At 68.3% G+C, this 23,250-nt stretch carries 16 protein-coding genes; 13 read left to right on the top strand and 3 right to left on the bottom strand.

Annotated elements, in window-relative coordinates:
* Positions 1-55 precede the first annotated feature (55 nt).
* Positions 56-1,153, top strand: a complete 1,098-nt coding sequence (locus tag ACZ4UU_RS34145) for a lytic polysaccharide monooxygenase auxiliary activity family 9 protein (RefSeq protein WP_471907254.1) — start codon at positions 56-58, stop codon at positions 1,151-1,153.
* Positions 1,154-1,335: 182 nt separating this feature from the next.
* Here the strand turns inward: ACZ4UU_RS34145 and ACZ4UU_RS34140 are convergent, their stop codons facing one another.
* A complete protein-coding gene (locus tag ACZ4UU_RS34140; RefSeq protein ID WP_471907316.1) occupies positions 1,336-2,322 on the bottom strand; it encodes an acetylxylan esterase in 987 nt (328 codons plus the stop codon).
* A 185-nt stretch (positions 2,323-2,507) separates the two neighbouring features.
* Here ACZ4UU_RS34140 and ACZ4UU_RS34135 point away from each other — a divergent pair, with 185 nt between their 5' ends.
* The 5 genes from ACZ4UU_RS34135 to ACZ4UU_RS34115 are packed head-to-tail and all read left to right on the top strand — an operon-like array spanning position 2,508 to position 8,762.
* Positions 2,508-3,500: an ABC transporter permease gene (locus ACZ4UU_RS34135; RefSeq protein ID WP_471907253.1), complete on the top strand. Its 993-nt coding sequence runs from the start codon at positions 2,508-2,510 to the stop codon at positions 3,498-3,500.
* The gene (locus ACZ4UU_RS34130) at positions 3,494-4,366 is read left to right on the top strand and encodes a carbohydrate ABC transporter permease (RefSeq protein ID WP_471907252.1); all 873 of its coding nucleotides are present in this window, start codon (positions 3,494-3,496) and stop codon (positions 4,364-4,366) included. The genes ACZ4UU_RS34135 and ACZ4UU_RS34130 overlap by 7 nt, the downstream gene beginning before the upstream one ends.
* Before the next feature lie 27 nt (positions 4,367-4,393).
* Positions 4,394-6,058 carry an ABC transporter substrate-binding protein gene (locus ACZ4UU_RS34125; protein WP_471907251.1) on the top strand — a complete coding sequence of 555 codons (1,665 nt, stop codon included), beginning with the start codon at positions 4,394-4,396 and terminating at the stop codon, positions 6,056-6,058.
* The gene (locus ACZ4UU_RS34120; RefSeq protein ID WP_471907250.1) at positions 6,055-6,741 is read left to right on the top strand and encodes a YesL family protein; all 687 of its coding nucleotides are present in this window, start codon (positions 6,055-6,057) and stop codon (positions 6,739-6,741) included. The genes ACZ4UU_RS34125 and ACZ4UU_RS34120 overlap by 4 nt, the downstream gene beginning before the upstream one ends.
* A complete protein-coding gene (locus tag ACZ4UU_RS34115) occupies positions 6,738-8,762 on the top strand; it encodes a beta-galactosidase (protein ID WP_471907249.1) in 2,025 nt (674 codons plus the stop codon). The genes ACZ4UU_RS34120 and ACZ4UU_RS34115 overlap by 4 nt, the downstream gene beginning before the upstream one ends.
* On the opposite strand, the gene ACZ4UU_RS34110 is transcribed toward ACZ4UU_RS34115, so the two are convergent.
* A complete protein-coding gene (locus ACZ4UU_RS34110; RefSeq protein WP_471907248.1) occupies positions 8,756-10,729 on the bottom strand; it encodes an alpha-glucuronidase in 1,974 nt (657 codons plus the stop codon). The two genes, ACZ4UU_RS34115 and ACZ4UU_RS34110, sit on opposite strands and share 7 nt — an antisense overlap.
* 19 nt (positions 10,730-10,748) lie before the next feature.
* The gene (locus ACZ4UU_RS34105) at positions 10,749-14,558 is read right to left on the bottom strand and encodes a GH92 family glycosyl hydrolase (protein WP_471907247.1); all 3,810 of its coding nucleotides are present in this window, start codon (positions 14,556-14,558) and stop codon (positions 10,749-10,751) included.
* Between the two features lie 364 nt (positions 14,559-14,922).
* On the opposite strand from ACZ4UU_RS34105, the gene ngcE reads away from it, so the two are divergent.
* The 7 genes from ngcE (at position 14,923) to ACZ4UU_RS34070 (ending at position 23,215) form a co-directional block, all read left to right on the top strand.
* A complete protein-coding gene (gene ngcE, locus ACZ4UU_RS34100; protein WP_471907246.1) occupies positions 14,923-16,389 on the top strand; it encodes an N-acetylglucosamine/diacetylchitobiose ABC transporter substrate-binding protein in 1,467 nt (488 codons plus the stop codon).
* 49 nt (positions 16,390-16,438) lie between these two features.
* Positions 16,439-17,362, top strand: coding sequence for a carbohydrate ABC transporter permease (locus ACZ4UU_RS34095; protein WP_471907245.1), 924 nt, complete (start codon positions 16,439-16,441; stop codon positions 17,360-17,362).
* Between the two features lie 14 nt (positions 17,363-17,376).
* Positions 17,377-18,312: a carbohydrate ABC transporter permease gene (locus ACZ4UU_RS34090; RefSeq protein ID WP_471907244.1), complete on the top strand. Its 936-nt coding sequence runs from the start codon at positions 17,377-17,379 to the stop codon at positions 18,310-18,312.
* A 210-nt stretch (positions 18,313-18,522) separates the two neighbouring features.
* Positions 18,523-19,722 carry an ROK family transcriptional regulator gene (locus ACZ4UU_RS34085; protein WP_048583725.1) on the top strand — a complete coding sequence of 400 codons (1,200 nt, stop codon included), beginning with the start codon at positions 18,523-18,525 and terminating at the stop codon, positions 19,720-19,722.
* Between the two features lie 133 nt (positions 19,723-19,855).
* Positions 19,856-20,953 (top strand): sugar ABC transporter substrate-binding protein, encoded by a 1,098-nt coding sequence (locus tag ACZ4UU_RS34080; protein WP_471907315.1) that lies wholly within the window; start codon positions 19,856-19,858, stop codon positions 20,951-20,953.
* A 178-nt stretch (positions 20,954-21,131) separates the two neighbouring features.
* Positions 21,132-21,923, top strand: coding sequence for an ATP-binding cassette domain-containing protein (locus tag ACZ4UU_RS34075; RefSeq protein ID WP_471907243.1), 792 nt, complete (start codon positions 21,132-21,134; stop codon positions 21,921-21,923).
* On the top strand, positions 21,920-23,215 hold the full coding sequence (locus ACZ4UU_RS34070; protein WP_471907242.1) for a sugar ABC transporter permease: 1,296 nt from the start codon (positions 21,920-21,922) through the stop codon (positions 23,213-23,215). The genes ACZ4UU_RS34075 and ACZ4UU_RS34070 overlap by 4 nt, the downstream gene beginning before the upstream one ends.
* Positions 23,216-23,250: the final 35 nt, after the last annotated feature.

Here is a 23,250-nt window from a genome sequence, read left to right as displayed (position 1 = left end):
CACACCCACACAAGGACCCGCACGGCCCGTGCCTGACGGAACGGACTCGACTGTCATGATCCTGACAAAACAAGGGGCGACCGGGACCACCCCGCCCCGCCGATTAACCCTCCCCACCCGCGCCAGAGCCCTCTTCCTCGTCCTGGTCTCCCTGCTCGCGACCATCCCCGCCGTGGCCCTCGTCATGAGCACCGGCGGTGAGGCGGAGGCCCACGGCACCCCCATGAAGCCGGGCAGCCGCACCTTCCTGTGCTGGCAGGACGGCCTCACCGACACCGGTGAGATCAAGCCCGTCAACCCGGCCTGCAGGGCCGCCCAACAGGTCAGCGGCACCACGCCGTTCTACAACTGGTTCTCGGTGCTCCGCTCCGACGGCGCCGGCCGCACCCGCGGCTTCGTGCCCGACGGCGAGCTGTGCAGCGGCGGCAACACCAACTTCACCGGCTTCAACACCCCGCGCGACGACTGGCCGCTCACCCATCTCACCTCGGGTGCGACCGTCGACTTCTCCTACAACGCCTGGGCCGCGCACCCGGGTTGGTTCCACGTCTACATCACCAAGGACGGCTTCGACCCCAAGCAGACCCTCACCTGGGACGACATGGAGGAGCAGCCCTTCCTCTCGGTCGACCACCCGCCGCTCAACGGCTCCCCGGGCACGGTCGAGGCCAACTACTCCTGGTCCGGGCAGCTCCCGGCGAACAAGTCGGGCCGCCACATCGTCTACATGGTCTGGCAGCGCTCGGACAGCGCGGAGACCTTCTACTCCTGCTCCGACATCGTCTTCGACGGCGGCAACGGCGAGGTCACCGGCGTCAAGGAGCCCGGCAACCCGACCGACCCGGTGCCCGGCGAGTGCTCCGCCACCCGCCGCACGACCGGTACCTGGTCCGGCGGCTACCAGTCCGAGGTGACCGTCACCAACTCCGGCGACGTCCCGATGCTCGGCTGGATGGTCGACTGGACGCTTCCCGCCGGGCAGAAGGTCGAGAGCCTGTGGAGCGGCAACGCGACCTACACAGGTCAGGACGTGATGGTCCACAACGCCGACTGGAACGGCTCCCTCGATCCAGGTGAGAGCACCACCTTCGGCTACGTCGTCTCCGGCTCCGGCGGAGACAGTGCGACCGGCCTGCCCTGCCGGGTGGGCTGAACCGCGGCTCGGGGCGGACCCGGTGGGCGATGAGTCGCCGTCCACCGGGTCCGCGAGCCGGACGGGCCCGAGGGGGGAAGTGGGACCGTCCGGATGGTGCGTGGCTGGTGCGAGAACCAAGCTGTGCGACAACGTTGTCGAATGGTCTGTGCATGACTCTATCGCCTCAACGGAGAACGACGTCAAGCCAGTTGCCCTACCAGCCAGTCCAGTTGGCGGCGTACGTGCACCGCGTCGCCGCCCTCGTGGCCGTTGAACCGATAGGGGTGGATCTCCTTGCGCGGCTCGGCGTCCGACAGTTCCGCGTAGCGGTTGAAAGCGCCGTAGGCCCCGCTCGGCGGGCACACCGTGTCGCGCAGGCCGACGCCGAAGTGGGCCGGGGCGTGGGCGCGGCGGGCGAAGGAGATCCCCTCCAGGTAGGAGAGCGTGGTGTACGCGGCCCGCTCGGCGTCCCGGTGCACCGAGAGGTACGCGGCGATCTCGCCGTACGGCGAGGCGTCGGTGAGGTCGAGGGCACGGCGGATGCCGCACAGGAACGGGGCGGTGGCCAGGAGCGCGGCGAGGCCGGGCACGAGTCCGGCGACGGCGAGCGCGAGTCCGCCGCCCTGGCTGTTGCCGACGGCCGCGACGCGGGTGCCGTCGACGCCCGGAAGGGCGCGTAGCGCGTCGACCGCGCGCACCGCGTCCGTGATGAGACGCCGGTAGTGGTGGTCCCGGGGTGAGAGCAGGCCGCGCACCGCCGGGCCGGGGCCGCCAGGTGCCGTGGCGTGCGGGTCGGGGGTGGCGCCGCCGTTGCCGTACTGGTCGCCCTGGCCCCGGTTGTCCATCAGCAGATGCGCGTACCCGGCGTTCACCCAGGTCAGCCGCTCGTGCGGGAGGCCGCGGCCCCGGCCGTAGCCGGCGTACTCGACGACGGCCGGCAGGGGTTCGCGCACCCCGGCCGGTCTGCTGAACCAGGCCCGCACCGGGTCGCCGGCGAACCCCCGGAAGGTCACGTCCCAGGTCTCGGTGAGCCGCAGACCCGTCTCCACCGGTTCGCACGCCACCAACACCTCGTGCCGGTCCGCCTTCTTGAGGGTGTCGTGCCAGAACTCGTCGAAGTCGGCGGGCTCCTGGAGGTCCGGCCGGTAGCGCTCCAGGTCCGTCAACGGCAGGTCGAACGCGGGCAACATGGCCTCCGATTGTTGCGTTTCGCCGTCAGAATGTTTCGTAACCTCCAGCTCGTCCCGGTCCTGCCCTCCTCAACTGGCCTTCCCTGTCAGTCCCATTGACAGCCATTACACCCGCCCCTAACCTCGCCGCAAAGTTGCCGGTCCGACTCCGAAACTTTCGGTGCCACCGGGAGGCCACCTGCATGAGCACCTCCACCAGCTCGGCTCCACCGCCCGGCACAAAGGAGCCACCGCCGGCCAAGGCCCCACCTCGCCGCGGGCGACGGACGACGCGCGTCGGCTGGCGCCGGGCGCTGCGCCGGGACTGGCAGTTGTATTCGCTCGCCGTGCTGCCGCTGCTGTTCTTCCTGGTCTTCCGCTATCTGCCGATGCTCGGCAACGTGATCGCCTTCCGGCGCTTCGAACCGGGCGGCTCGATCTTCGGCGAGCAGTGGGTGGGCCTGCGCTATGTCGAGATGTTCCTGAGCGACCCCACCTTCTGGCAGGTGTTCCGCAACACCCTGTGGCTCGGCGGACTCACGCTCGTCTTCTGCTTCCCGATCCCGATCGTGCTCGCCCTGCTGCTCAACGAGGTGCGCAGACGTTCGCTGAAACGGTTCGTGCAGTCGGTGTCGTATCTGCCGCACTTCCTGTCGATCGTCATCGTCGCGGGCATCACGCTCCAGATGCTCGCCACGGACGGCCCGATCAACCACGTCCTGGGCTGGTTCGGGCACGACCCGATCCGGTTCATCCAGGAACCCGAGTGGTTCCGCACCATCTACGTCGGCTCCGAGATCTGGCAGACCGCAGGCTGGGGCACGATCCTCTACCTCGCCGCGCTCACCACCATCGACGAGGACCTCTACGAGGCCGCTCGCATCGACGGCGCCAACCGCTGGCAGCAGATCTGGCATGTCACGCTGCCCGGTATCCGCCCCACCATGATCACGCTGCTGATCCTCAACGTCGGCACCTTCCTGGCCGTCGGCTTCGAGAAGGTCCTGCTGCTGTACAACCCGCTGACCTATCCCAAGGCCGACGTGATCTCGACCTACCTCTACCGCGCGGGCGTGGAGTCCAACAGCTTCAGCTACGCCGCCGCCATCGGCCTGTTCGAGGCGATCATCGGCCTGGTGCTGATCACGTCGGCCAACCAGCTCTCGCGCCGCACAGTGGGGACCAGCCTGTGGTGAAGCCGAGCCGCTCCTACCGCGCCTTCCAGGGCGTCAACGGCGTGGTCCTCACGCTGGTCGTGATCGTCACCCTGTACCCGTTCGCCAACATCGTCGCCCGCTCGTTCAGTGCGGAGCGGCAGATCAGGGCCGGTGAGGTGACGCTGTGGCCCAAGGGCTTCAACCTCACCACGTACAAGATCGTGTTCCAGGACTCGATGTTCTGGCGGAACTACGGCAACACCGTGCTGTACACGGTGGTCGCCACCGCCGTCGCCATGGTCCTGACCACCTGTTACGCCTACGTACTGTCGAAGAAGCACCTCAAGGGACGCGGCGTCCTGGTCGGGGTCGCCGTCTTCACCATGTTCTTCACCGGCGGCCTGATCCCCAACTACGTCCTCGTCACCAGCCTCGGCCTGAAGAACAGCGTCTGGGCCATCGCGCTGCCCAACGCCATCAGCGTGTTCAACCTGCTGGTGATGAAGGCCTTCTTCGAGAGCCTGCCGACCGAACTGGAGGAGGCCGCGCAGATCGACGGCCTGAGCACCTACGGCATCCTGCTGCGGATCGTGCTGCCGCTGTCGAAAGCGGTCGTCGCGACGATGGTGCTCTTCTACTCGGTGTCCTTCTGGAACTCCTGGTTCAGCGCCTTCCTCTACATGGACAAGTCCGAGTTGATGCCGGTCACCGTCTATCTGCGCAACCTCATCTCCGGCGCGACCACGGGCGGCAACGCGGGCGCCGCCGACGCCCAGCTCAGCCAGGTCGGCGCCAACATCCAGGCGGTCACGATCGTGCTGACCTCGCTGCCCATCCTCTGTGTCTATCCGTTCGTCCAGCGCTACTTCGTGTCGGGCGTGATGCTCGGCGCGGTCAAGGGCTGACGGTCCAGGGCTAACAAGGGAGTAACCGTGTCATCCGCGAACAACGCAAGCCAGCTGTCACGGCGTCAGATCCTCGCCGCCGCCGGATTCATCGGCCTCGCCACCCTCACCGGCTGCGGCAGCGGCGACGACGGCGGCGACTCCAAGGACCTGTCGAAGAAGAGAGACGGGGCGATGAAGGAGTACCGCGTCGGTCAGCAGTTCAAGGCGACCGCAGCGCTCTCCTTCACGGTCCTGCACAACAACAACCCGGTCTACCCGATGAAGGACGGCTGGCTGTTCTGGAAGGAGCTCACCAAGCGCACCGGCGTCACCTTCGAGCCCGTCGCCGTCCCCCTGGTCGACTACGAGAAGAAGCGCAGTGTCCTCATCGGCTCGGGCGACGCGCCGTTCCTGATCCCCAAGACGTACCACCCCTCCGAGGTCGCGTTCGTGTCGTCGGGCGCGATCCTCCCGGTCAGCGACTACGTGCACCTCATGCCCAACTTCCAGGACAAGGTCAAGCGCTGGAAGCTGGAGCCGGAACTCGACTCGATCCGGCAGTCCGACGGCAAGTTCTATCTGCTGCCCGGCATGCACGAGAAGCCCAGATCCGGCTACTCGCTGGCGCTGCGCACCGACGTCCTCGACCGCCTCGGACTGAGCCTGCCCACCACCTGGGACGAGGTGTACGAGGTCTTCAAGGCGATCAAGGAGGAGTACCCGGACCGCTACCCGTTCTCCGACCGCTGGAGCAAGAACACGCCCTACCCGGCCGCCGCCCTCTTCAGCTACCTGGGCCAGGCGTACGGCGTCCGCGCCGGATGGACGTACGACAACATCGACTGGGACGCGGGCGCGGGGAAGTTCGTCTTCACCGGGGCGACGGACGCCTTCCGGCAGCTGATCGAGTACGTGCGCAAGCTGGTCGCCGAGAAGCTGGTGGACCCGGAGAGCTTCACCCAGACCGACGACGAGGCCGCGCAGAAACTGCTGGGCGAGAAGTCCTTCGCGATCAGCGCCAACCCGCAGGTACTGGTGCAGGAGTACCGCTTCAACCTGGAGAAGCAGGTCAAGGGCGCGAAGATCGAGATGATCCCGGTGCCGCTCGGGCCCGCCGGTCCCGTGGTCCTGGGCGGCGTCCGGCTGGAGAACGGCGTCATGGTCTCCAGCAAGGCGCTGAAGAGCGACAGCTTCGTCGCGATGATGCAGTTCGTGGACTGGCTGTGGTACTCCGACGAGGGCCAGCGGTTCGCGCGCTGGGGCATCGAGGGCGTCACCTACACCCGCTCCGGCGGCCAGTACCAGCCCAAGCCCGGCATCAGCCTCATGGGCTCCGACCCGGACGCCCCGAAGGACATGCAGAAGGACTACGGCTTCTACAACGGCGTCTTCGCCTACGGCGGCAGCTGGGAACTCGTCTCCTCCATGTTCAGCGCCGACGAGAAGAAGTTCCAGGACGCCATGTCCCAGCGCGAACAGACGCCGATCGCCCCGGCCCACCCGCTCCAGTCCTTCGAACAGGAACAGGCGTCCCTGTGGGAGACCCCGCTCAGGGACCACGTCACCCAGAACACCCTCAAGTTCGTCCTCGGCAAACGCCCGATGTCCGAATGGGACGCGTACGTCGCCGAGCTGAAGGCGAAGAACATGGAGAGGTTCGTCGACCTGCACAACACGGCGTACGAACGCTTCAAGAAGGACAACGGGTGAGCAGCGGCGCCCCCACGGCCGACTTCGGCACCGGAGCCCTCTCCCGCGCCGCCGCCCTGATCCACACCCTGGTCACCGTCGAGGTCCTGCTGCTCCTCGCCGCCGCACCCGGACTCGCCGGCCTGCTCCTGCTCGGCCCCGACCCGGCCAACCTGCCCCTGGCCGCCGTATGCCTGCTGCCGCTCGGCCCGGCCCTGTCCGCCGCGCTGTACGCCCTGCACCACCGCAGCCGCGACCTCACCGAACTGCACCCGGCCCGGACCTACGCACGCGGCTGGCGCCTCAACGCCCTCCCCGCGCTCAAGCTCTGGACGCCCCTTCTCACCTGGCTGACGGTCATCGCCTTCACCCTCACCCACTTCTCCGCCACCGGCCTGCCCGGCTGGTGGGCCGTCCTGCTCGGCGTGATCGGCGCCGGCTCCCTGCTGTGGGGCGCGCACGCGCTGCTCCTCACCTCCCTGTTCGCCTTCCGCGCCCGCGACACCGCCCGCCTCGCCGCCTACTTCCTGGTCCGGCACGCCCGCACCACCCTCGCCGCCGCCTCCCTGCTCGTCCTGGTGGCCGCGTCGACCGCCCTGCTGACCGAGGCCCTGCCCGCTCTGCTGGCCGCCCCGCTGCTGCTCTCCCTGCTGCACAGCGGCCGCCCGGTGATCGCCGAGACCCAGGAGGACTTCACCGCATGACAGCGCCGCGCACCCCGAAGATCCCGTACGGCGGCGACTACAACCCCGAGCAGTGGCCCGAGCCGGTCCGGGACGACGACCACCGCCTGTTCACGCAGGCCGGCATCGACACCCTGACGGTCGGCGTCTTCTCCTGGTCCCTCACCCAACCCGCCCCCGACACCTACGACTTCACGGTCCTCGACCGCGTCCTGGACCGCGCCGCCGCCGAGCACCGCCAGGTCTGCCTGGCCACCGGCACCGCCGCCCTGCCGCCCTGGCTCGCCAGGCGGCACCCCGAGGTCAACCGCACCGACTTCGAGGGCCGCCGCCACCGCTACGGCCAACGCCACAACTTCTGCCCCAGCGCACCGGCCTACCGCGACCACGCCACCGCCATGGCGGCCCGCCTCGCCGAACGCTACGCGGACCACCCGGCGTTGCTGGCCTGGCACATCAACAACGAGTACGGCGGCACCTGCTACTGCGACCTGTGCGCCGAGGCGTTCCGGGAGTGGCTGCGGCGCAGGTACGGCACCCTCGACGCCCTCAACGACGCCTGGTGGGCGACCTTCTGGTCCCACCGCTTCACCGACTTCGCCGAGATCGAGCCCCCGAGCGCCCTCACCGAGCACTGGCGCGGCTCCGACCACACCGCCTTCCAGGGCATCACCCTCGACTACTTCCGCTTCACCACCGACGCCCTGCTCGGCTGCTTCCTCGCCGAGAAGGAGGTGATCCGCGCCCACGACCAGGACACACCCGTCACCACCAACTTCATGGGCATGTTTCGCCCCCTCGACTACCACCGCTGGGCACCCCACCTCGACTTCGCCTCCTGGGACAGCTACCCGCCCCTCGACGCCCCGCCGACCTGGTCCGCCCTCGCCCACGACCTGATGCGTGGCCTGAAGGACGGCGCCCCCTTCTGGCTGATGGAGCAGACCCCGTCCACCACGGCCTGCCGTGACGTCAACCCGCTGCGTCGGCCGGGGGAGTTGCGGCTGGCCACCTTCCAGGCCGTCGCCCATGGTGCCGACGCCGCCCTCTACTTCCAGATGCGCGCCTCTCGCGGCGCCTGCGAGAAGTACCACGGCGCGGTGATCGGCCACGCGGGCCGGGGGGACACCCGGGTCTTCCGCGAAGTGGCCGAACTGGGGCGGGAGCTGGGGGACTTGGGCGACGCGACTCTCGGCGCCCGCACCCCGGCCCGCGTCGCCCTGCTCTTCGACTGGGACAGCTGGTGGGCCCTGGAGATCTCCGACGGCCCGTCCCGACTGGTCAGGTACCAGGAGGTGGTCCACACCTACTACCGTGCCGCCCGCGAGGCCGGCGCCGACGTGGACGTCGTCCCGGTCACGGCCGACCTCACGGCGTACGACGTGGTCCTCGCGCCGGTCCTGCACATGGTCAAGGGCGACCTGGCACGGCGCCTGGAAGCCGTCGCCGCACGCGGCGGAACCGTCCTGACGACCTTCCTCTCCGGCCGCGTCGACGAGCACGACCGCGCGTTCCTCACCGATGTGCCCGGCCCGCTCGCCCCGCTCATGGGCGTCCGCGTCGACGAATGGGACGCGCGGCCACCGGAGGTCGTACAGCCCGTCCAGCTGGGAGAGCTCACCTGCGAGGCCCGCCTGGTCTTCGAGATCGTGCTGCCACGCGGCGCCGAGCCGGTCGGGACGTACGGCGCCGACTTCTACGCCGGCACCCCGGCCGTGACACGCCACCGGTTCGGGGACGCGGGAGGCGAGGGCTGGTACGTCGCCACGGCCCTGGACCAGCCCGGCGTCGACCGGGTCGTCCGTCGCGTCCTGACCCGCCACGACCTGCTCGGCCCCTACGCCGACCACCCCGCCCTGGAGACCGCGACCCGGGTCGCCCCGGACGGCGCCCGCCTCCACTTCCTGCTCAACCACGCCCCGGAGCCGGCCCACCTCACCGCCCACACCACCGCGACCGACCTGCTGACCGGCAAGCGGGTCGAGGAGGGCGAGCCACTGACCCTCGACCCGCTCGGCACACTGATCCTTCGCAGTCAGTAGATGCGGCGCCCATGTGCGTCGGCCACACCTGACTTACGGAAGAAGTAGCTGTTGACCTGATCGCGCCACTCGCGGGCACTGCGGAGCTGCTCCTCGAACCGCTCCGTCACCCGCGCGTGGCGCGCCGGGTCCACGAGCCCGGCCAGTGAGGCCCACGCCGCGCGGGCCTCCTCCACCTCCTCCACGCCTTCGAAGTGCGTGTCGTACATGTGCTGGATCACCGTCTTCCCGCTGTGGAGCACGTGGTCGTACGACACGTGGTGGAAGAACAGCAACAGCTCGTCGGGGCAGGTGGTGGGCGATTCGTACACCTCGGCCCACGGCTTGGCGTACTGACCGGCGTACCCGGTGCCGGTCGCCACGCTCCGGTCGACGCCGATGCCGTCGCGGTCGGCGAAGTGGTAGGTGCCCCAGGGGCTGTACTCGTAGCCGTCCACGCTCGGCCCGTAGTGGTGGCCGGGCTGCACCATCCAGCCCACGCCGAGCGGCGCGGTGTACTTCTCGTACGTCCGCCACGAACCGTCGAGCACCGCACGCACTCCCGCCGCCGCGGTGGGCTCGAAGGTGAGGCCGATCCATTCGTCGAGGACGCGGCCCGCATCCGCGTCCGGCTGCCAGGCGAGCCGCCCGAAGGTGTACAGGTTGGCCTGGGCCAGCGGATGCCCGGTCCAGAACGGGTCGTCGCCGACGTTCGACACGGCGACGAGTCCGCCACTCGCCAACTCACCCACGGAACGGCCCTCTTCGGGCCGGAACCGCAGCGCCTCGCTCCACATCGGCCCCAGCCAGCACACATGCCGCTGCTGCCCGGTGTACTCCTGCGTGGCCTGCACCTCCACCGCGAGCCGGGTGTGCGGCATGGCACCGATGAGCGGCGAGACGGGCTCCCGCACCTGGAAGTCCATCGGCCCGTGCTTCACCTGGAGCACGGCGTTCCCGGCGAACTGCCCGTCCAGCGGCACGAAATGGTCGTAGGCGGCACGCGCCCGGTCCGTCGTCCGGTCCCGCCAGTCCTGGCGGTGGTCGTAGACGAAGGCCCGCCAGTGCACCGTGCCGCCGAACGGCTCCAGGGCGGCGGCCAGCATGTTCGCGCCGTCCGCGTGACTGCGGCCGTAGGCGAACGGCCCCGGCTGCCCCTCGGAGTCGGCCTTGACGACGTACCCGCCGAAGTCGGGGATCGCCTCGTACACGCGCGAGGTCGTCTCCGCCCACCAGCCGCGCACGCCCTCGTCCAGCGGATCGGCCGTCGGCAGCCCGCCCAGCACCGTCGGCGCGGCGAACGTGACCGACAGATGGGTGCGGATGCCGTACGGCCGCAAAGCGCCCGCGATGGCGGCGACTTCACCGATCCGGTCGGTCAGCAGGTGCGCCTCGGTCTCGTGCACGTTGACGTTGTTCACGGTGATCGCGTTGATCCCGCACGCCGCCAGCAGCCGCGCGTACGCCCGCACCCGCCCCAGCAGCTCGCCGCGCGCCCGGCCGTCCTCCCAGAACAGCGACCCGCCGGCGTATCCGCGCTCCACCTGCCCCATCACCGGATGCACGGCGACGTTGTCCCAGTGGTCGAGCATCCGCAGCGCCAGGCCGGGGCGGTGGGTCGAGCGGGCGGACGAGCCCTGGAACGCCGCCTCTCCGAGCCGTACGACGTGGAAGAGGCCGTGGAGCAGGCCGGTGCCGCCGGACGCGGCGACCGTCGTACGGCCGCCCGCCCGCTCGTAGGTGAAAGCCTCCGAGAAGTCCTCGAAGTCCTCGCCGGTGCCGGTCAGCTCCAGGACGAGGTCGAACGGCCCGGGGGCCGCGTCGCGCTCGACGCGGCCCCCGAACTGTTCACAGGCCCCTGCCACTTCCCGGTGCACGGTGTCCACCAGTGGACCCGCGCCACGGATCAAGGTCCGCCGGGTGCCGATCGGCCGGAACGCCCGGTCCGGCAGCCAGGCCGGATCGACACCCTGATCGACACCCCGCATGAGACCCCAACTCCCTTGCTCAGCCGAGCAGTTCGACTTCCGCCAGCACCGCCTCGCCGTCGAGCACCAGGCGGTACTTCCCGTACGTACCCGGCGACCCCACGGAGAACGCCCGTGTCTGCCGGTCCCAGGTGAAGGATTCCCCGGAGCGCTGGTCGAGGGTCCGCCACGTCGTCCCGTCGTCCTTCGACCCCTGGAGGGTCCAGCCGGTCGGCGCCTTCGTCCGGTCCTTCGGCGACGTCAGCGTGTACTGCACCGCCCTGGCACCGCCCTCGGACACCGGCAGCTCCACCGAGGTGACGCCCGCCTCCGTCCCCGAGGTGTTGTCGAACAGCGACCCGTCACCCTTCAGCACATCCGCACGCGGCGTCGGCACCTCGTCGTCCTGGGTGATGGAGACCGGCGCCGCGTTCCTGCCGGTGCCCCAGGACGAGGGCTTCGACCCCATGTCGAACTCCAGGACCCCGCCCTTCGCGATCAGCGAGTGGGGCAGCGAAGTCGACCTCCACGGAACGCCGTTGACCTTCAGGCCCTGGACGTACACGTTGCGGGCACTGTTCCTCGGCGCCTTCACGACCAGCTTCCGGCCGTTCTCCAGCTGGACCGTCGCCTTCTTGAACAGGGGCGAGCCGATCGCGTACTCGCCACTGCCCATCACCAGCGGATAGAAGCCCAGCGCCGAGAACAGGTACCAGGCCGACTGCTCGCCGTTGTCCTCGTCGCCGTGGTAGCCCTGCCCGATCTCGCTGCCGACGTACAGCCGCGCCAGCACCTCACGGACGTTCTTCTGCGCCTTCCAGGGCTGCCCGGCGGCGTTGTACATGTAGTTCGCGTGGTGGGCGACCTGGTTGGAGTGGCCGTACATGCCCATCCGGACGTCCCGCGCCTCCGTCATCTCGTGGATCACACCGCCGTAGGAGCCGACGAAGTCGGGCGAGGCCGTCTCCGGGGTGGCGAAGTACTCGTCGAGCTTGTCGGCGAGTCCGCCGCGGCCGCCGTAGAGGTTGGCCAGACCCCGGCTGTCCTGCGGGGCGGTGAAGGCGTAGCCCCAGCCGTTGGTCTCCGTGTAGTCGTAGCCCCACACGCGCGGGTCGTACTTCGAGGACTCCACGCGCCAGTCACCCTTCGCGTCCCGGCCCTGGAAGAAGCCCGCCTCGGAGTCGAAGAGGTTGACGTAGTCCTGGGCGCGGTTGAGGAAGTACGCGGACTCCTCCTTGTACCGCTTGTCGCCGGTCTTCTTGTACAGGGCCTGGCCCATCCTCGCGATGCCGTAGTCGTTGAGATAGCCCTCCAGCGCCCACGACAGGCCCTCGTGCGTCTCGGTGCTCGTGTAGCCGAGGAAGGGCGAGGTCTCCATGCCCTTGCGGCCCACTCCGGACGACGGGGGCACCACGGTCGCGTTCTTCACGGCCGCGTCGTACGCCGACTTCGCGTCGAAGTCGACGCCCTTGACGTACGCGTCGGCGAAGGCGACGTCCGAGGACGTGCCGGTCATCAGATCGGCGTAGCCGGGGGAGGACCAGCGGGAGGTCCAGCCGCCGTCCTTGTACTGCTGCACGAAGCCGTCGACCATCTCGCCCGCCTGGCTCGGCGTGAGCAGCGAGTACGCCGGCCAGGTGGTCCGGTAGGTGTCCCAGAAGCCGTTGTTGACGTACACCTTGCCGTCCACGATCTTCGCGCCCGTGTGCGTCGGCGTGTCCGGACCCGGCATCGGCGAGAACGGGGACGCGTACCGGTACTTCCCGTCGACCTTCTCGAAGCCCGAGTTCGGGTACAGGTACAGCCGGTACAGGCTGGAGTACAGCGTCGTCAGCTGGTCCGGCGTCGCGCCCTCCACCTCGACCTTGCCGAGGATGCGGTCCCACTGGCGCTGGGCGCGTGACTTCACCGTCTCGAAGGAGGCGCCGTCGACCTCCTGGCGCAGGTTGTCCTTCGCCTGGTCGACGCCGATGAGGGAGGTGGCGAGGCGGAGCGTGACGGTCCGGTCGTCGCCGGCGTCGAAGCGCAGGTGGCCCTTGACTCCGCTGGAGGAGCCGTCGGTGACGGGCTTGTCGAACTCGCCGTAGATGAAGAGGCGGGTCGCCCCCGTCGACAGTCCGGACTTCACGTCCGAGTAGCCGGTGAACGTCCCGCTGTCCTTGTCGAGCGTGAGCCCCGCCTGGTCCGTCACGTTGTCGAAGACCACGCTCGCGTCGTCACCCGGGTAGGTGAAGCGCAGCACCGCCGCGTGGTCGGTCGGCGCCATCTCCGCCTTCAGCCCGTTCTCGAACCGCACCCCGTAGTAGTACGGCCGCGCGGTCTCGTTCTCGTGCCGGAAGGCCAGCTCGCGCGCCTCACGCCCGGTGTCCGGGGTTCCGGCGGCGGCCGACGGCATCACCTGGAAGGTCTGCCGGTCACCCATCCAGGGGCTGGGCTCGTGGCTGGCGCTGAACGCCTGGACCGTCGGCAGGTTGTCGTCGTTGTTGGCGCGGGCGTAGTCGTACAGCCAGCTCAGCGAGCCCGCGTTCGTCACCGGCGTCCAGAAGTTGAAGCCGTGCGGCACGGCGGTCGCCGGGAAGTTGTTGCCGCGCGAGAAACCGCCGCTGGAGAGGGTGCCGCGGGTGGTGAGCGCGTAGTCGGACGGGTGCGCCTTCGGCTTCTCCGGCGCTACGGACTTCAGCGCGATGTCGTCCAGCCAGCCCCGGAACTTCGCCGGGCCCTTGGGGGAGTCGTACCCCACGAGGATCCGGTCGACGGTCTTGCCGGCCGCGACCGAGCCGATCCGCGAGGCGACGTTGTTCCACTGGTTGACGTAGAGCACCTTCGCCTCGCCCTGCCCGCGCGGCGACAGCGGGAAGCCGTGCTGGTCGGTGGCGCCGAGGTCGCTCAGCTGGGTGCCGTCGGTGAAGGCGAGGTCGACGGAGACGTTCGTGGCGTCGTAGTCGCGGTCGCCGTCCGCCATCGACGGGAAGATCCGGTAGGAGAGGCGCGTGTCGCGGCCGACGGCCACGTTCACGTCGTAGACCTTGTTGTACGAGTACGCCCTCCCGTCCGCCGTGTGCCGGCCGGCGTAGCGCAGCGCCCGCTTGCCGGTGAAGCCGGCGCCCGCCTTCGCGGTCGGCGATCCGCTGGGCCCGCGGTCGACGAGGGAGAGCATGTCCTGCGGGACCGGGCCGTCGCCGCCGCCCGTGGAGAACTGGACGTCGGCGAGCTGGAGGATGCCGTCGGCGCCGTTGTTCCCGCTGACCTCCAGCCGGAAGTGCTGGTACTCGGCGGGTTCGGCGAGGTCGTACGTCTTTGTCTGGAACCGTTCGGCGAACGTCTCACCCGAGCGGGTGTCCAGGGTCTTCCAGTCCTTGCCGTCCGTGGAGCCCTTCAGGGTCCAGTCGCGCGGGTCACGTTCGGCGTAGTCGTTGGCCGAGGTGAGCGCGTATTTCGCTATTCTCACCGGTTTGTCCAGGTCGAACTCGACCCATCCGGTGGGCTCGAAGACCAGCCATTTGCTGCTCGGCTCGCCGTCGGTGAGGTTCTCCTTCACCTCACCGCCGCCGGTGTTCTCGCCGCTCGCCCGTACGTCCGTGACATGGTCGGTCACATTGCCCGGAATGCCACTGCTGTAGCCGCCGTCGACGCCCGAGGCGCGCTTGGTGCCGTCCGGCGCGGTGTCGACGGTGTTGAGCCAGTCGGGTGCGGGATCGTCCGCCTCGAAGGAGGACGTGAAACTCCGGTCGGCCGCCGCGGGGGCGGCGGGCAGGGCGACCGCCGCGCCCTGTGAGCCCACGGTCAAAGCGAAGGCGGCCGCCGACACGACCGCCGGTCCACCCCATCTGTGCCGAGCTCTCTGCTGCATAAGCGGGTACCCTCCCTGCGCACGGGACAACGTTGTCAACATCGCTGCGCAAGGAACAGTTGTGGCTCAAGTGCTCTGTCGTGTCAAGGGTGTTGGATGTGCCATTCGAGGGCAATGACAGGGATTTTTGCGCCAAGGAACACACAGGCCGCTCATATTTCCGGCAGGTCTCAACTCGGAAAAGACCACTGGGGAACCTTGCATTCGATCTTGCTCCGTTGGCGGGAAGTGGACTATACCTGTCGGCGATTCACACGATTCGCACTTCCTGCACGACCCAGCCTGCACGACCAGCTCGACCCGACCGCGGTGCCGGGAGGATCCGGTTCACCGCCTGAGTCCTGGAGAAGGCGAGGACTTGAGCATGGGATCCACTTCCGCCGAGAACCCTGAGAACAACGGCTCCGCAGGTGTGGGGCGCCGCGATCTGATCAGGCGGTCCGCCGCGCTCGGTCTGATCTCCGTCCCGACCATGGCCTTCCTGTCCGCGTGTGCCACCGGCGGTGGCGGCGGCAGCGACGACGAGAGCAAGGCGCCCGGTGGCGCGAAGTCCGCCACCAACCCGCTCGGGGTCAAGGAGGGCGCCGCGCTGGAGGCGTTCATCTTCAAGGGCGGCCTGGGCGACCAGTACGCCAAGGACGCCGAGGCCGACTACAAGGCGAAGTACAAGGCCGAGGTCAAGCACACCGGCACCCAGCAGGTCGGCCCGAAGCTCACCCCGCGCTTCGCCGGCGGCAACCCGCCGGACGTCATCGACAACTCCGGCGCCGACCACCTGGACATGAACAAGCTGTCCACGCAGGGGCAGCTCCAGGACCTCAAGGCGCTGCTGGACGCGCCCTCGCTGGACGACGCCGGCAAGAAGATCTCGGACGTCATCCACCCGAGCACCATCGAGAAGGGCAAGCACGGCGACACCTTCGACGTGCTCTACTACGCCTTCACCATCTACGGCACCTGGTACTCGCAGAAGGCCCTCGACGACAACGGCTGGGAATACCCCAAGACCCTCGACGACATGGTCAAGCTCTGCGGCGAGATCAAGAAGAAGGGCATCGCGCCCTGGACGTACGCCGGAAAGTATCCGTACTACGTCCACTTCAACCTGTTCGCCCAGATCGCCAAGATCGGCGGCATGGACGGCTGGATCGCCATCGACAACCTGGAGCCGAACGCCTGGACCGGCAACGACGCCGTCAAGCAGGTCGTCGAGCACTACGAGGAGCTGGCCGCCAAGAAGTACTTCCTCGAAGGCAGCCAGGGCCTGACGCACATTCAGTCGCAGACCGCCTGGAACAAGGGCAAGGCAGTCTTCATCCCCAACGGCTCCTGGGTGGAGAACGAGGCCGCCCCGACCACGCCCAAGGACTTCCAGATGTCCGTCGGCGCCCTCTTCGACGGCTCCAGCGGCGACAAGCTGCCGCACGGCACGCTGCGCGCCGAGCCCAGCGAGCCCTACATCGTGTCCGCCAAGGGCAAGAACCCGGCCGGCGGCATGGAACTGCTGCGGATCATGCTCTCCAAGAAGCACGCGCAGAACTTCGCCACCAAGGTCAAGTCGCTCACCTGTGTGGTCGACGCCACCGAGGGCATGACTCTCTCGCCGGGTCTGGCGTCGGCGAGCAAGGCGTTCAAGGACGCCGGAGACAACATCATCAGCCTCCAGCTCCAGGAGTGGTACCCCTCGCTCACCGACGAGAAGATCGGCGGTCTCACCGGGCAGCTCCTCACCGGTGAGATGAGCGCGGCCGACTGGATCAAGAAGACGCAGCAGTACGCCGACGCCGTGGCGAAGGACGACTCCGTGAAGAAGTTCAAGCGCGAGAAGTAGGCGTCCGGTCCGGCACAACGGCACTCAAGGGGAAGGGCCGGGAAGCACCATGCAACACGGCAAATACCGATTCATCGTGGGCTTCCTGGCCCTGCCCGTCATCGTCTACGCGGTCTTTGTGATCTCGCCGTTCGTCCAGGCGTTCCAGATCTCGATGACCGACTGGTCGGGGCTTGTCGGCACGGCGAAGTTCGTCGGATTCGAGAACTTCGAAAAGCTCTGGCACAACGAGGACTTCTGGAACGCGCTGCGGCACAACGTCTGGATGCTGATCGCGGTGCCGATCGTGACGCTGGGACTCGGCCTGTTCTTCGCCTTCATGCTCAATGTCGGCGGAAAGCGACGTAAGAACGAAGTCATCACCGGGGTCGCGGGTTCGAAGTTCTACCGCTTCGTCTTCTTCTTCCCGCAGGTCATCTCCATCACCATCATCGCCGTCATCTGGTTCAACATCTACAATCCGGACCCGCAGGACGGCATGCTCAACTCCCTGCTGGGCGCGATCGGTCTGGACGGCTGGCAGAACGCCTGGCTGGGCGAGAAGAGCCTCGCCCTGCTGTGCATCATGGCGGTGATGATCTGGTCCCACGTCGGCTTCTACGTCGTGCTGTTCTCGGCGGCGATGGCCTCCATCCCGCGGGACATCTACGAGGCGGCGCTGCTGGACGGCGCGGGCCGCTTCCCCACGTTCTTCCGGATCACCCTGCCGCTGCTGTGGGACACCGTGCAGACCGGCTGGGTGTACATGGGCATCATCGCCCTGGACGGCTTCGCCCTGGTGCAGATCATGTCGGTCAACATGGGCGGCCCCAACGGTGCCACGGACGTCATGCCGCTGCGCCTGTACCTGACGGCGTTCCGCGACAGCCAGTTCGGCTACGCGTCCGCGATGGGCGTCGCGATGCTCATCGTCACCATGACGTTCGCAGTGCTCACCCTGCGCTTCGCGCGGCGTGAGCGGATCGAGTTCTAGGGGTTACGGGCGACATGACGACGGACACGACGAACACCGGCACGGTCACCAAGACGGACGGGGCGGACCGTCCGAGCCTCAGCAAGAAGCTCGGCGCCACGGACGGCCGCAGCTCCGAGGGCGGCGTCCTGCACGTCTTCTCGCACGGCATGCTCGTCCTGTGGGCGCTGATGGTGGGCGTGCCGCTGCTGTGGGTGCTGTGGAGCTCCTTCAAGACGAGCAACGGCATCCTCTCCGACCCGTGGGGGCTGCCGACCTCGCTGCACTTCGAGAACTGGGCCAACGCCTGGAACAAGGCGAACATGGGCCAGTACTTCCTCAACACCGCGATCGTGGTGGGCGGTTCGGTGATCGGCACCATGGTGCTGGGCTCGATGGCCGCCTATGTGCTGGCCCGGTTCACCTTCCCGGGCAACCGGTTCATCTACTTCATGTTCGTGGCCGGCATGTCCTTCCCGGTCTTCATGCTGGTCATCCCGCTGTTCTTCGTGCTGCGGGACTTCCCGGGCAGTTCCCTGCTGGCGACGTACCAGGGGCTGATCCTGGTCTACATCGCCTATTCGCTGCCGTTCACGGTCTTCTTCATGACCGCCTTCTTCCGCACGCTGCCGACCTCGGTGGCGGAAGCCGCGCTGATCGACGGGGCGTCGCATACGCGAACGTTCTTCCAGGTAATGCTGCCGATGGCCAAGCCGGGCCTGATCAGCATCGGCATCTTCAACTTCCTGGGGCAGTGGAACCAGTACCTGCTGCCGATGGTCCTCAACCAGAACGAGGACAAGTACGTGCTCACCCAGGGCCTGGCGATGATCGCCCTCCAGCAGGGCTACGAGAACGACTGGGGCGCCCTGATGGCCGGCATGATGATCGCGATGCTGCCGGTGCTGATCGTCTACTTCATCTTCCAACGGCAGGTGCAGGCGGGCCTGACGGCCGGTGCGCTTAAGTAAACGCTCTCTGTTCGCTCCACGGTGAGCGCCGGATCACCCCACGTCACACCTGAGCCGCCCCATACCGGGGTGGCTCACGTGTGCGCGCACACATCCCCGGATCCGGTTCAACCTCTTGACGGGAGGCAACCCGAACGGCTCAGCTTAGAGTTCACTAGTTGGACACGTAACGGGGCCTCACCGAAGCGGCCCCGCGCGCAGGAGGTCGTCGTGGAGACTCCGGGGTCGCAGTCGTCGCTGCACCGAGCCAACCTGGAGCGGGTGGTGCGGGCCGTCCGGCTGGCCGGATCGCTCACCCAGGCGGAGATCGCCAGGACCACGGGACTGTCCGCGGCGACGGTCTCCAACATCGTCCGGGAACTCAAGGACGGCGGAACGGTCGAGGTCACGCCCACATCGGCGGGTGGCCGCCGGGCCCGCAGCGTCTCGCTGAGCGGGGACGCCGGCATTGTCATAGGGGTCGACTTCGGCCATACGCATTTGCGCGTCGCGGTCGGGAACCTCGCCCACCAGGTGCTCGCCGAGGAGTCCGAACCGCTGGACGTGGACGCCTCCTCCACGCAGGGCTTCGACCGGGCCGAGGAGCTGGTCAACCGGCTGATCGAGGCGACCGGAGTCGACCGGTCCAAGATCGCCGGGGTCGGCCTCGGCGTCCCCGGCCCGATCGACGTCGAGTCCGGCACCCTCGGCTCGACCGCCATCCTGCCCGGCTGGACCGGCACCAAGCCCGCCGAGGAGCTGCGCGGCCGGCTCGGGGTGCCCGTGCACGTGGACAACGACGCCAACCTGGGCGCCCTGGGCGAGCTCGTCTGGGGCAGCGGGCGGGGCGTACGGGACCTGGCGTACATCAAGGTCGCCAGCGGTGTCGGCGCCGGTCTGGTGATCAGCGGCAAGATCTACCGGGGGCCCGGCGGCACGGCGGGAGAAATCGGGCATATTACCCTTGATGAATCCGGCCCGGTCTGCCGCTGCGGAAACCGGGGCTGCCTGGAGACCTTCGCGGCCGCGCGCTATGTGCTGCCGCTCCTCCAGTCCAGTCACGGCACGGATCTGACCATGGAGGGTGTCGTGCGGCTGGCCAGGGACGGAGACCCGGGCTGTCGTCGGGTGATCGCCGACGTCGGCCGCCACATCGGCAGTGGAGTCGCGAACCTCTGCAATCTCCTGAACCCGAGCCGCGTGGTCCTCGGCGGTGATCTCGCCGAGGCCGGTGAGCTGGTCCTCGGGCCGATCCGGGAGTCCGTCGGCCGCTACGCCATCCCCAGCGCGGCGCGCCAACTGTCCGTTCTCCCCGGGGCACTTGGCGGTCGTGCGGAGGTGCTCGGAGCCCTCGCCCTCGCGCTCAGCGAGATGGGTGATTCAACCCTTTTGGACAGCACGCTGCATGCGGCCGCGCCTGCCTTCACTTAGAGAACGGATGGCACCGTTGCCAACCCGTTAAGGATTTACTTCTTGACGTCGCACGTGTGGCCGAGTTGACTTCCAGCCACCTCGGCCGCAACGACGCGGCCTCGTCAGGGAGGTTTCTGAAGTGAACACGCGTATGCGTCGTGCCGCTGTTGCCGTTGCCGCTGGTGCCATGGCCGTCTCGCTGGCTGCCTGTGGCAGCGCCGAGGAAGCGGGCGGCGGCAACGACTCCACTGCTTCCGCCGCCAAGGGCGACGACATCAAGGTCGGTCTCCTGCTCCCGGAGAACCAGACCGCTCGCTACGAGAAGTTCGACCGGCCGTTGATCGAGGAGAAGATCAAGGAGCTGACGAACGGCAAGGCGACGGTCGACTACAACAACGCCAAGCAGGACGCCAACCTGCAGGCGCAGCAGGTCGACACCATGATCACCAACAAGGTGGACGTCCTCATCCTGGACGCCGTCGACGCCAAGGCGATCAAGAACTCCGTCCAGAAGGCCGTGGACCAGGGCATCAAGGTCGTCGCCTACGACCGCCTGGCCGAGGGCCCGATCAGCGCCTACACGTCCTTCGACAACGTCTCGGTCGGCAAGACCCAGGGCGAGGCCCTGCTGACGGCGCTGGGCGACAAGGCCAAGGACGGCCAGATCGTCATGATGAACGGCTCCGTCACCGACCCGAACGCCGCCCAGTTCAAGGAGGGCGCGCACGCCGCCCTCGACGGCAAGGTGAAGGTCGGCAAGGAGTACGACACCAAGGAGTGGAAGCCGGAGAACGCCAACGCCAACATGGAGGCGGCGATCTCGGCGCTCGGCAAGGACAAGATCGTCGGCGTCTACTCCGCCAACGACGGCATGGCGGGTGGCATCATCACCGCCCTGAAGGCGGCCGGCATCAACGTCCCGGTCACCGGTCAGGACGCGGAACTCGCCGCTGTGCAGCGCATCGTCGCCGGTGAGCAGTACATGAGCGTCTACAAGCCGTACGCCCCCGAGGCCACCGCCGCCGCCGAGATGGCCGTCGCGCTCGCCCAGGGCAAGTCGCTCGACTCCGTCGCCAAGGACAAGGTCGACAGCGGCAGCGAGAAGGGCATCCCCTCCGTGCTGGTGCCGGTCACCTCGCTGACCAAGGACAACATCAACGACACCGTCATCAAGGACGGCGTCTACACGGCCGCCGAGATCTGCACCGGCAAGTACAAGGCCGCCTGCGACAAGCTCGGCATCAAGTAGCAGTCCCGGTCCCTTTCCAGGTGCGGGAATTCGTCCTTGGATTCCCGCACGGGACATGACTGCACAAGACTCCTCCGGCGCCCCGCGCATACGTCAGCCCCGCAAGCTCGGCGCGGGGCGCCGGACGGACCCCCTAACTCTTCTGCACTACCTTCCGCCGGGTCAGGCGGCGAAGGAGATGGTTCACGTGTCCGCTACGCCCGTGCTGGCGTTGCGCGGGGTCTCCAAGCGATTCGGTGCCGTCCAGGCGCTCACCGACGTCGAGCTTGAGGTCCACGCCGGTGAAGTGGTCGCCCTGGTGGGCGACAACGGCGCCGGAAAGTCCACGCTGGTCAAGACGATCGCCGGCGTGCATCCCATCGATGAGGGCGTCATCGAGTGGGAGGGCAAGGCCGTTTCGATCAACCGGCCGCACGACGCCCAGAGCCTGGGCATCGCGACGGTCTACCAGGACCTCGCCCTGTGCGACAACATCGACGTCGTCGGCAACCTGTACCTGGGCCGTGAGGTCCGCAAGTGGGGTGTCCTCGACGAGGTCGAGATGGAGCGCCGCTCGCGCGAGCTGCTCCAGACGCTGTCGATCCGCATCCCCAGCGTGCGCATCCCGATCGCCTCGCTCTCCGGCGGTCAGCGCCAGACCGTGGCCATCGCCCGTTCCATGCTCGGCGAGCCCAAGCTGGTCATCCTCGACGAGCCCACCGCCGCCCTCGGCGTCGAGCAGACCGCCCAGGTCCTCGACCTGGTCGAGCGGCTGCGCGAGCGCGGCCACGCCGTGATCCTCATCAGCCACAACATGGCCGACGTCAAGGCCGTGGCGGACAAGGTCGCCGTGCTGCGCCTCGGCCGCAACAACGGCGTCTTCGAGGTCAAGACGACCTCGCAGGAGGAGATCATCTCCGCCATCACCGGCGCCACCGACAACGCCGTGACCCGCCGTGCGGCGCGCACGAACGGGGAGGTTTCCAAGTGAGCATCGACAAGACCTCCACGACGCCGCAGGACGAGCACGAGGTCCTCAACACCGAGGCCGCCGCGGCCGCGGTGACCGCGGTCGACCCCCGCCTGCTGGTGCAGGAGCAGGGCCTGGCCGGCTATGTGACCGAGTTCCGGCGCAAGATCAAGGCCGGTGAGCTCGGCTCCCTGCCGGTCATCCTCGGCCTGGTCGCCATCTGCGTCATCTTCCAGAGCCTGAACTCCGCGTTCCTGTCCGCGCAGAACATCAATGACATCACCGTCACGATGGTCGGCACGGGCATGATCTCCGTCGGTATCGTCTTCGTCCTGCTGCTCGGCGAGATCGACCTGTCCGTCGGCTCGGTCAGCGGCGCGTCCAGCGCCATCGCCGCCGTCCTCGCGGTCAACCAGGGCTGGCCCGAGTGGGCGGCCGTGCTCTTCGCCATCGCGGCCGGTGCCGTCATCGGCGCCGCGCACGGGTTCTTCTTCGCGGTGCTGGGCGCCCCCGCCTTCGCGGTGACGCTGGCCGGTCTGCTGTTCTGGCTCGGCTTCATGCTCCAGACGCTGGGTGAGAACGGCACGATCAACCTCGACAGCGACGGGCTGATCGGCAAGCTGACGACGTACTTCTTCACGGACGTGGCGGCCGCGTACGGCCTGGCGGCCGTGGTGACCGCGCTGTTCTTCGTCACGTCGTTCCTCGGCAACCGCCGCCGCGAGGCAGCGGGGATCCCGTTCCGGCCGCTGACCGACACGATCCTGCGGACGGTCCTGCTGGGCGTGGTCTCCTTCGCCGCGGCGATCATGTACAACCAGTACAAGGGCCTGCCGCTGGCCACGGTGATCTTCCTGGTGTTCCTGGTCGGCACGGACTTCCTGCTGCGCAGGACGTCGTACGGCCGCAAGGTCTTCGCGCTCGGCGGCAGTGTCGAGGCCTCGCGCCGGGCGGGTATCAACGTCACCGCGGTCCGGATCTCCGTGTTCGCCATCTCGGGTGGCTTCGCCGCGATCGGTGGCCTGTTCCTGGCCTCGAAGATCGCGTCGGCCAACCAGAGTGCCGGTACCGGTGACCTGCTGATGAACGCGATCGCCGCGGCGGTCATCGGTGGCACGTCGCTGTTCGGTGGGCGTGGGCGGACGTGGAACGCGCTGCTCGGTGTGCTGGTGATCGTGTCGATCCAGTACGGGCTCCAGCTGGAGTCGATCGCTGAGCCGGTGAAGTACATGATCACCGCGGGTGTGCTGTTGACCACGGTCGTGATCGACTCGATCACCCGTAAGACGCAGAAGACCGCCGGGCGCGCGTAGCGCGGAACGCCGTGGCGCCGCAGGGGCGTGGGTGA

The organism is Streptomyces sp. NPDC028907, assembly GCF_055564995.1.
This window is presented reverse-complemented; position numbering and strand designations above follow the sequence as displayed.

What these genes read in the sequence shown, in the direction of transcription:
- ACZ4UU_RS34145 (WP_471907254.1), top strand. Translation starts at nt 56, where the DNA reads ATGATCCTGACAAAACAAGGGGCGACCGGGACCACCCCGCCCCGCCGA.
- ACZ4UU_RS34135 (WP_471907253.1), top strand. Translation starts at nt 2,508, where the DNA reads ATGAGCACCTCCACCAGCTCGGCTCCACCGCCCGGCACAAAGGAGCCA.
- ACZ4UU_RS34115 (WP_471907249.1), top strand. Translation starts at nt 6,738, where the DNA reads ATGACAGCGCCGCGCACCCCGAAGATCCCGTACGGCGGCGACTACAAC.
- ACZ4UU_RS34110 (WP_471907248.1), bottom strand. Translation starts at nt 10,729, where the DNA reads ATGCGGGGTGTCGATCAGGGTGTCGATCCGGCCTGGCTGCCGGACCGG.
- ACZ4UU_RS34105 (WP_471907247.1), bottom strand. Translation starts at nt 14,558, where the DNA reads ATGCAGCAGAGAGCTCGGCACAGATGGGGTGGACCGGCGGTCGTGTCG.
- ngcE (WP_471907246.1), top strand. Translation starts at nt 14,923, where the DNA reads ATGGGATCCACTTCCGCCGAGAACCCTGAGAACAACGGCTCCGCAGGT.
- ACZ4UU_RS34095 (WP_471907245.1), top strand. Translation starts at nt 16,439, where the DNA reads ATGCAACACGGCAAATACCGATTCATCGTGGGCTTCCTGGCCCTGCCC.
- ACZ4UU_RS34090 (WP_471907244.1), top strand. Translation starts at nt 17,377, where the DNA reads ATGACGACGGACACGACGAACACCGGCACGGTCACCAAGACGGACGGG.
- ACZ4UU_RS34080 (WP_471907315.1), top strand. Translation starts at nt 19,856, where the DNA reads ATGCGTCGTGCCGCTGTTGCCGTTGCCGCTGGTGCCATGGCCGTCTCG.
- ACZ4UU_RS34075 (WP_471907243.1), top strand. Translation starts at nt 21,132, where the DNA reads ATGGTTCACGTGTCCGCTACGCCCGTGCTGGCGTTGCGCGGGGTCTCC.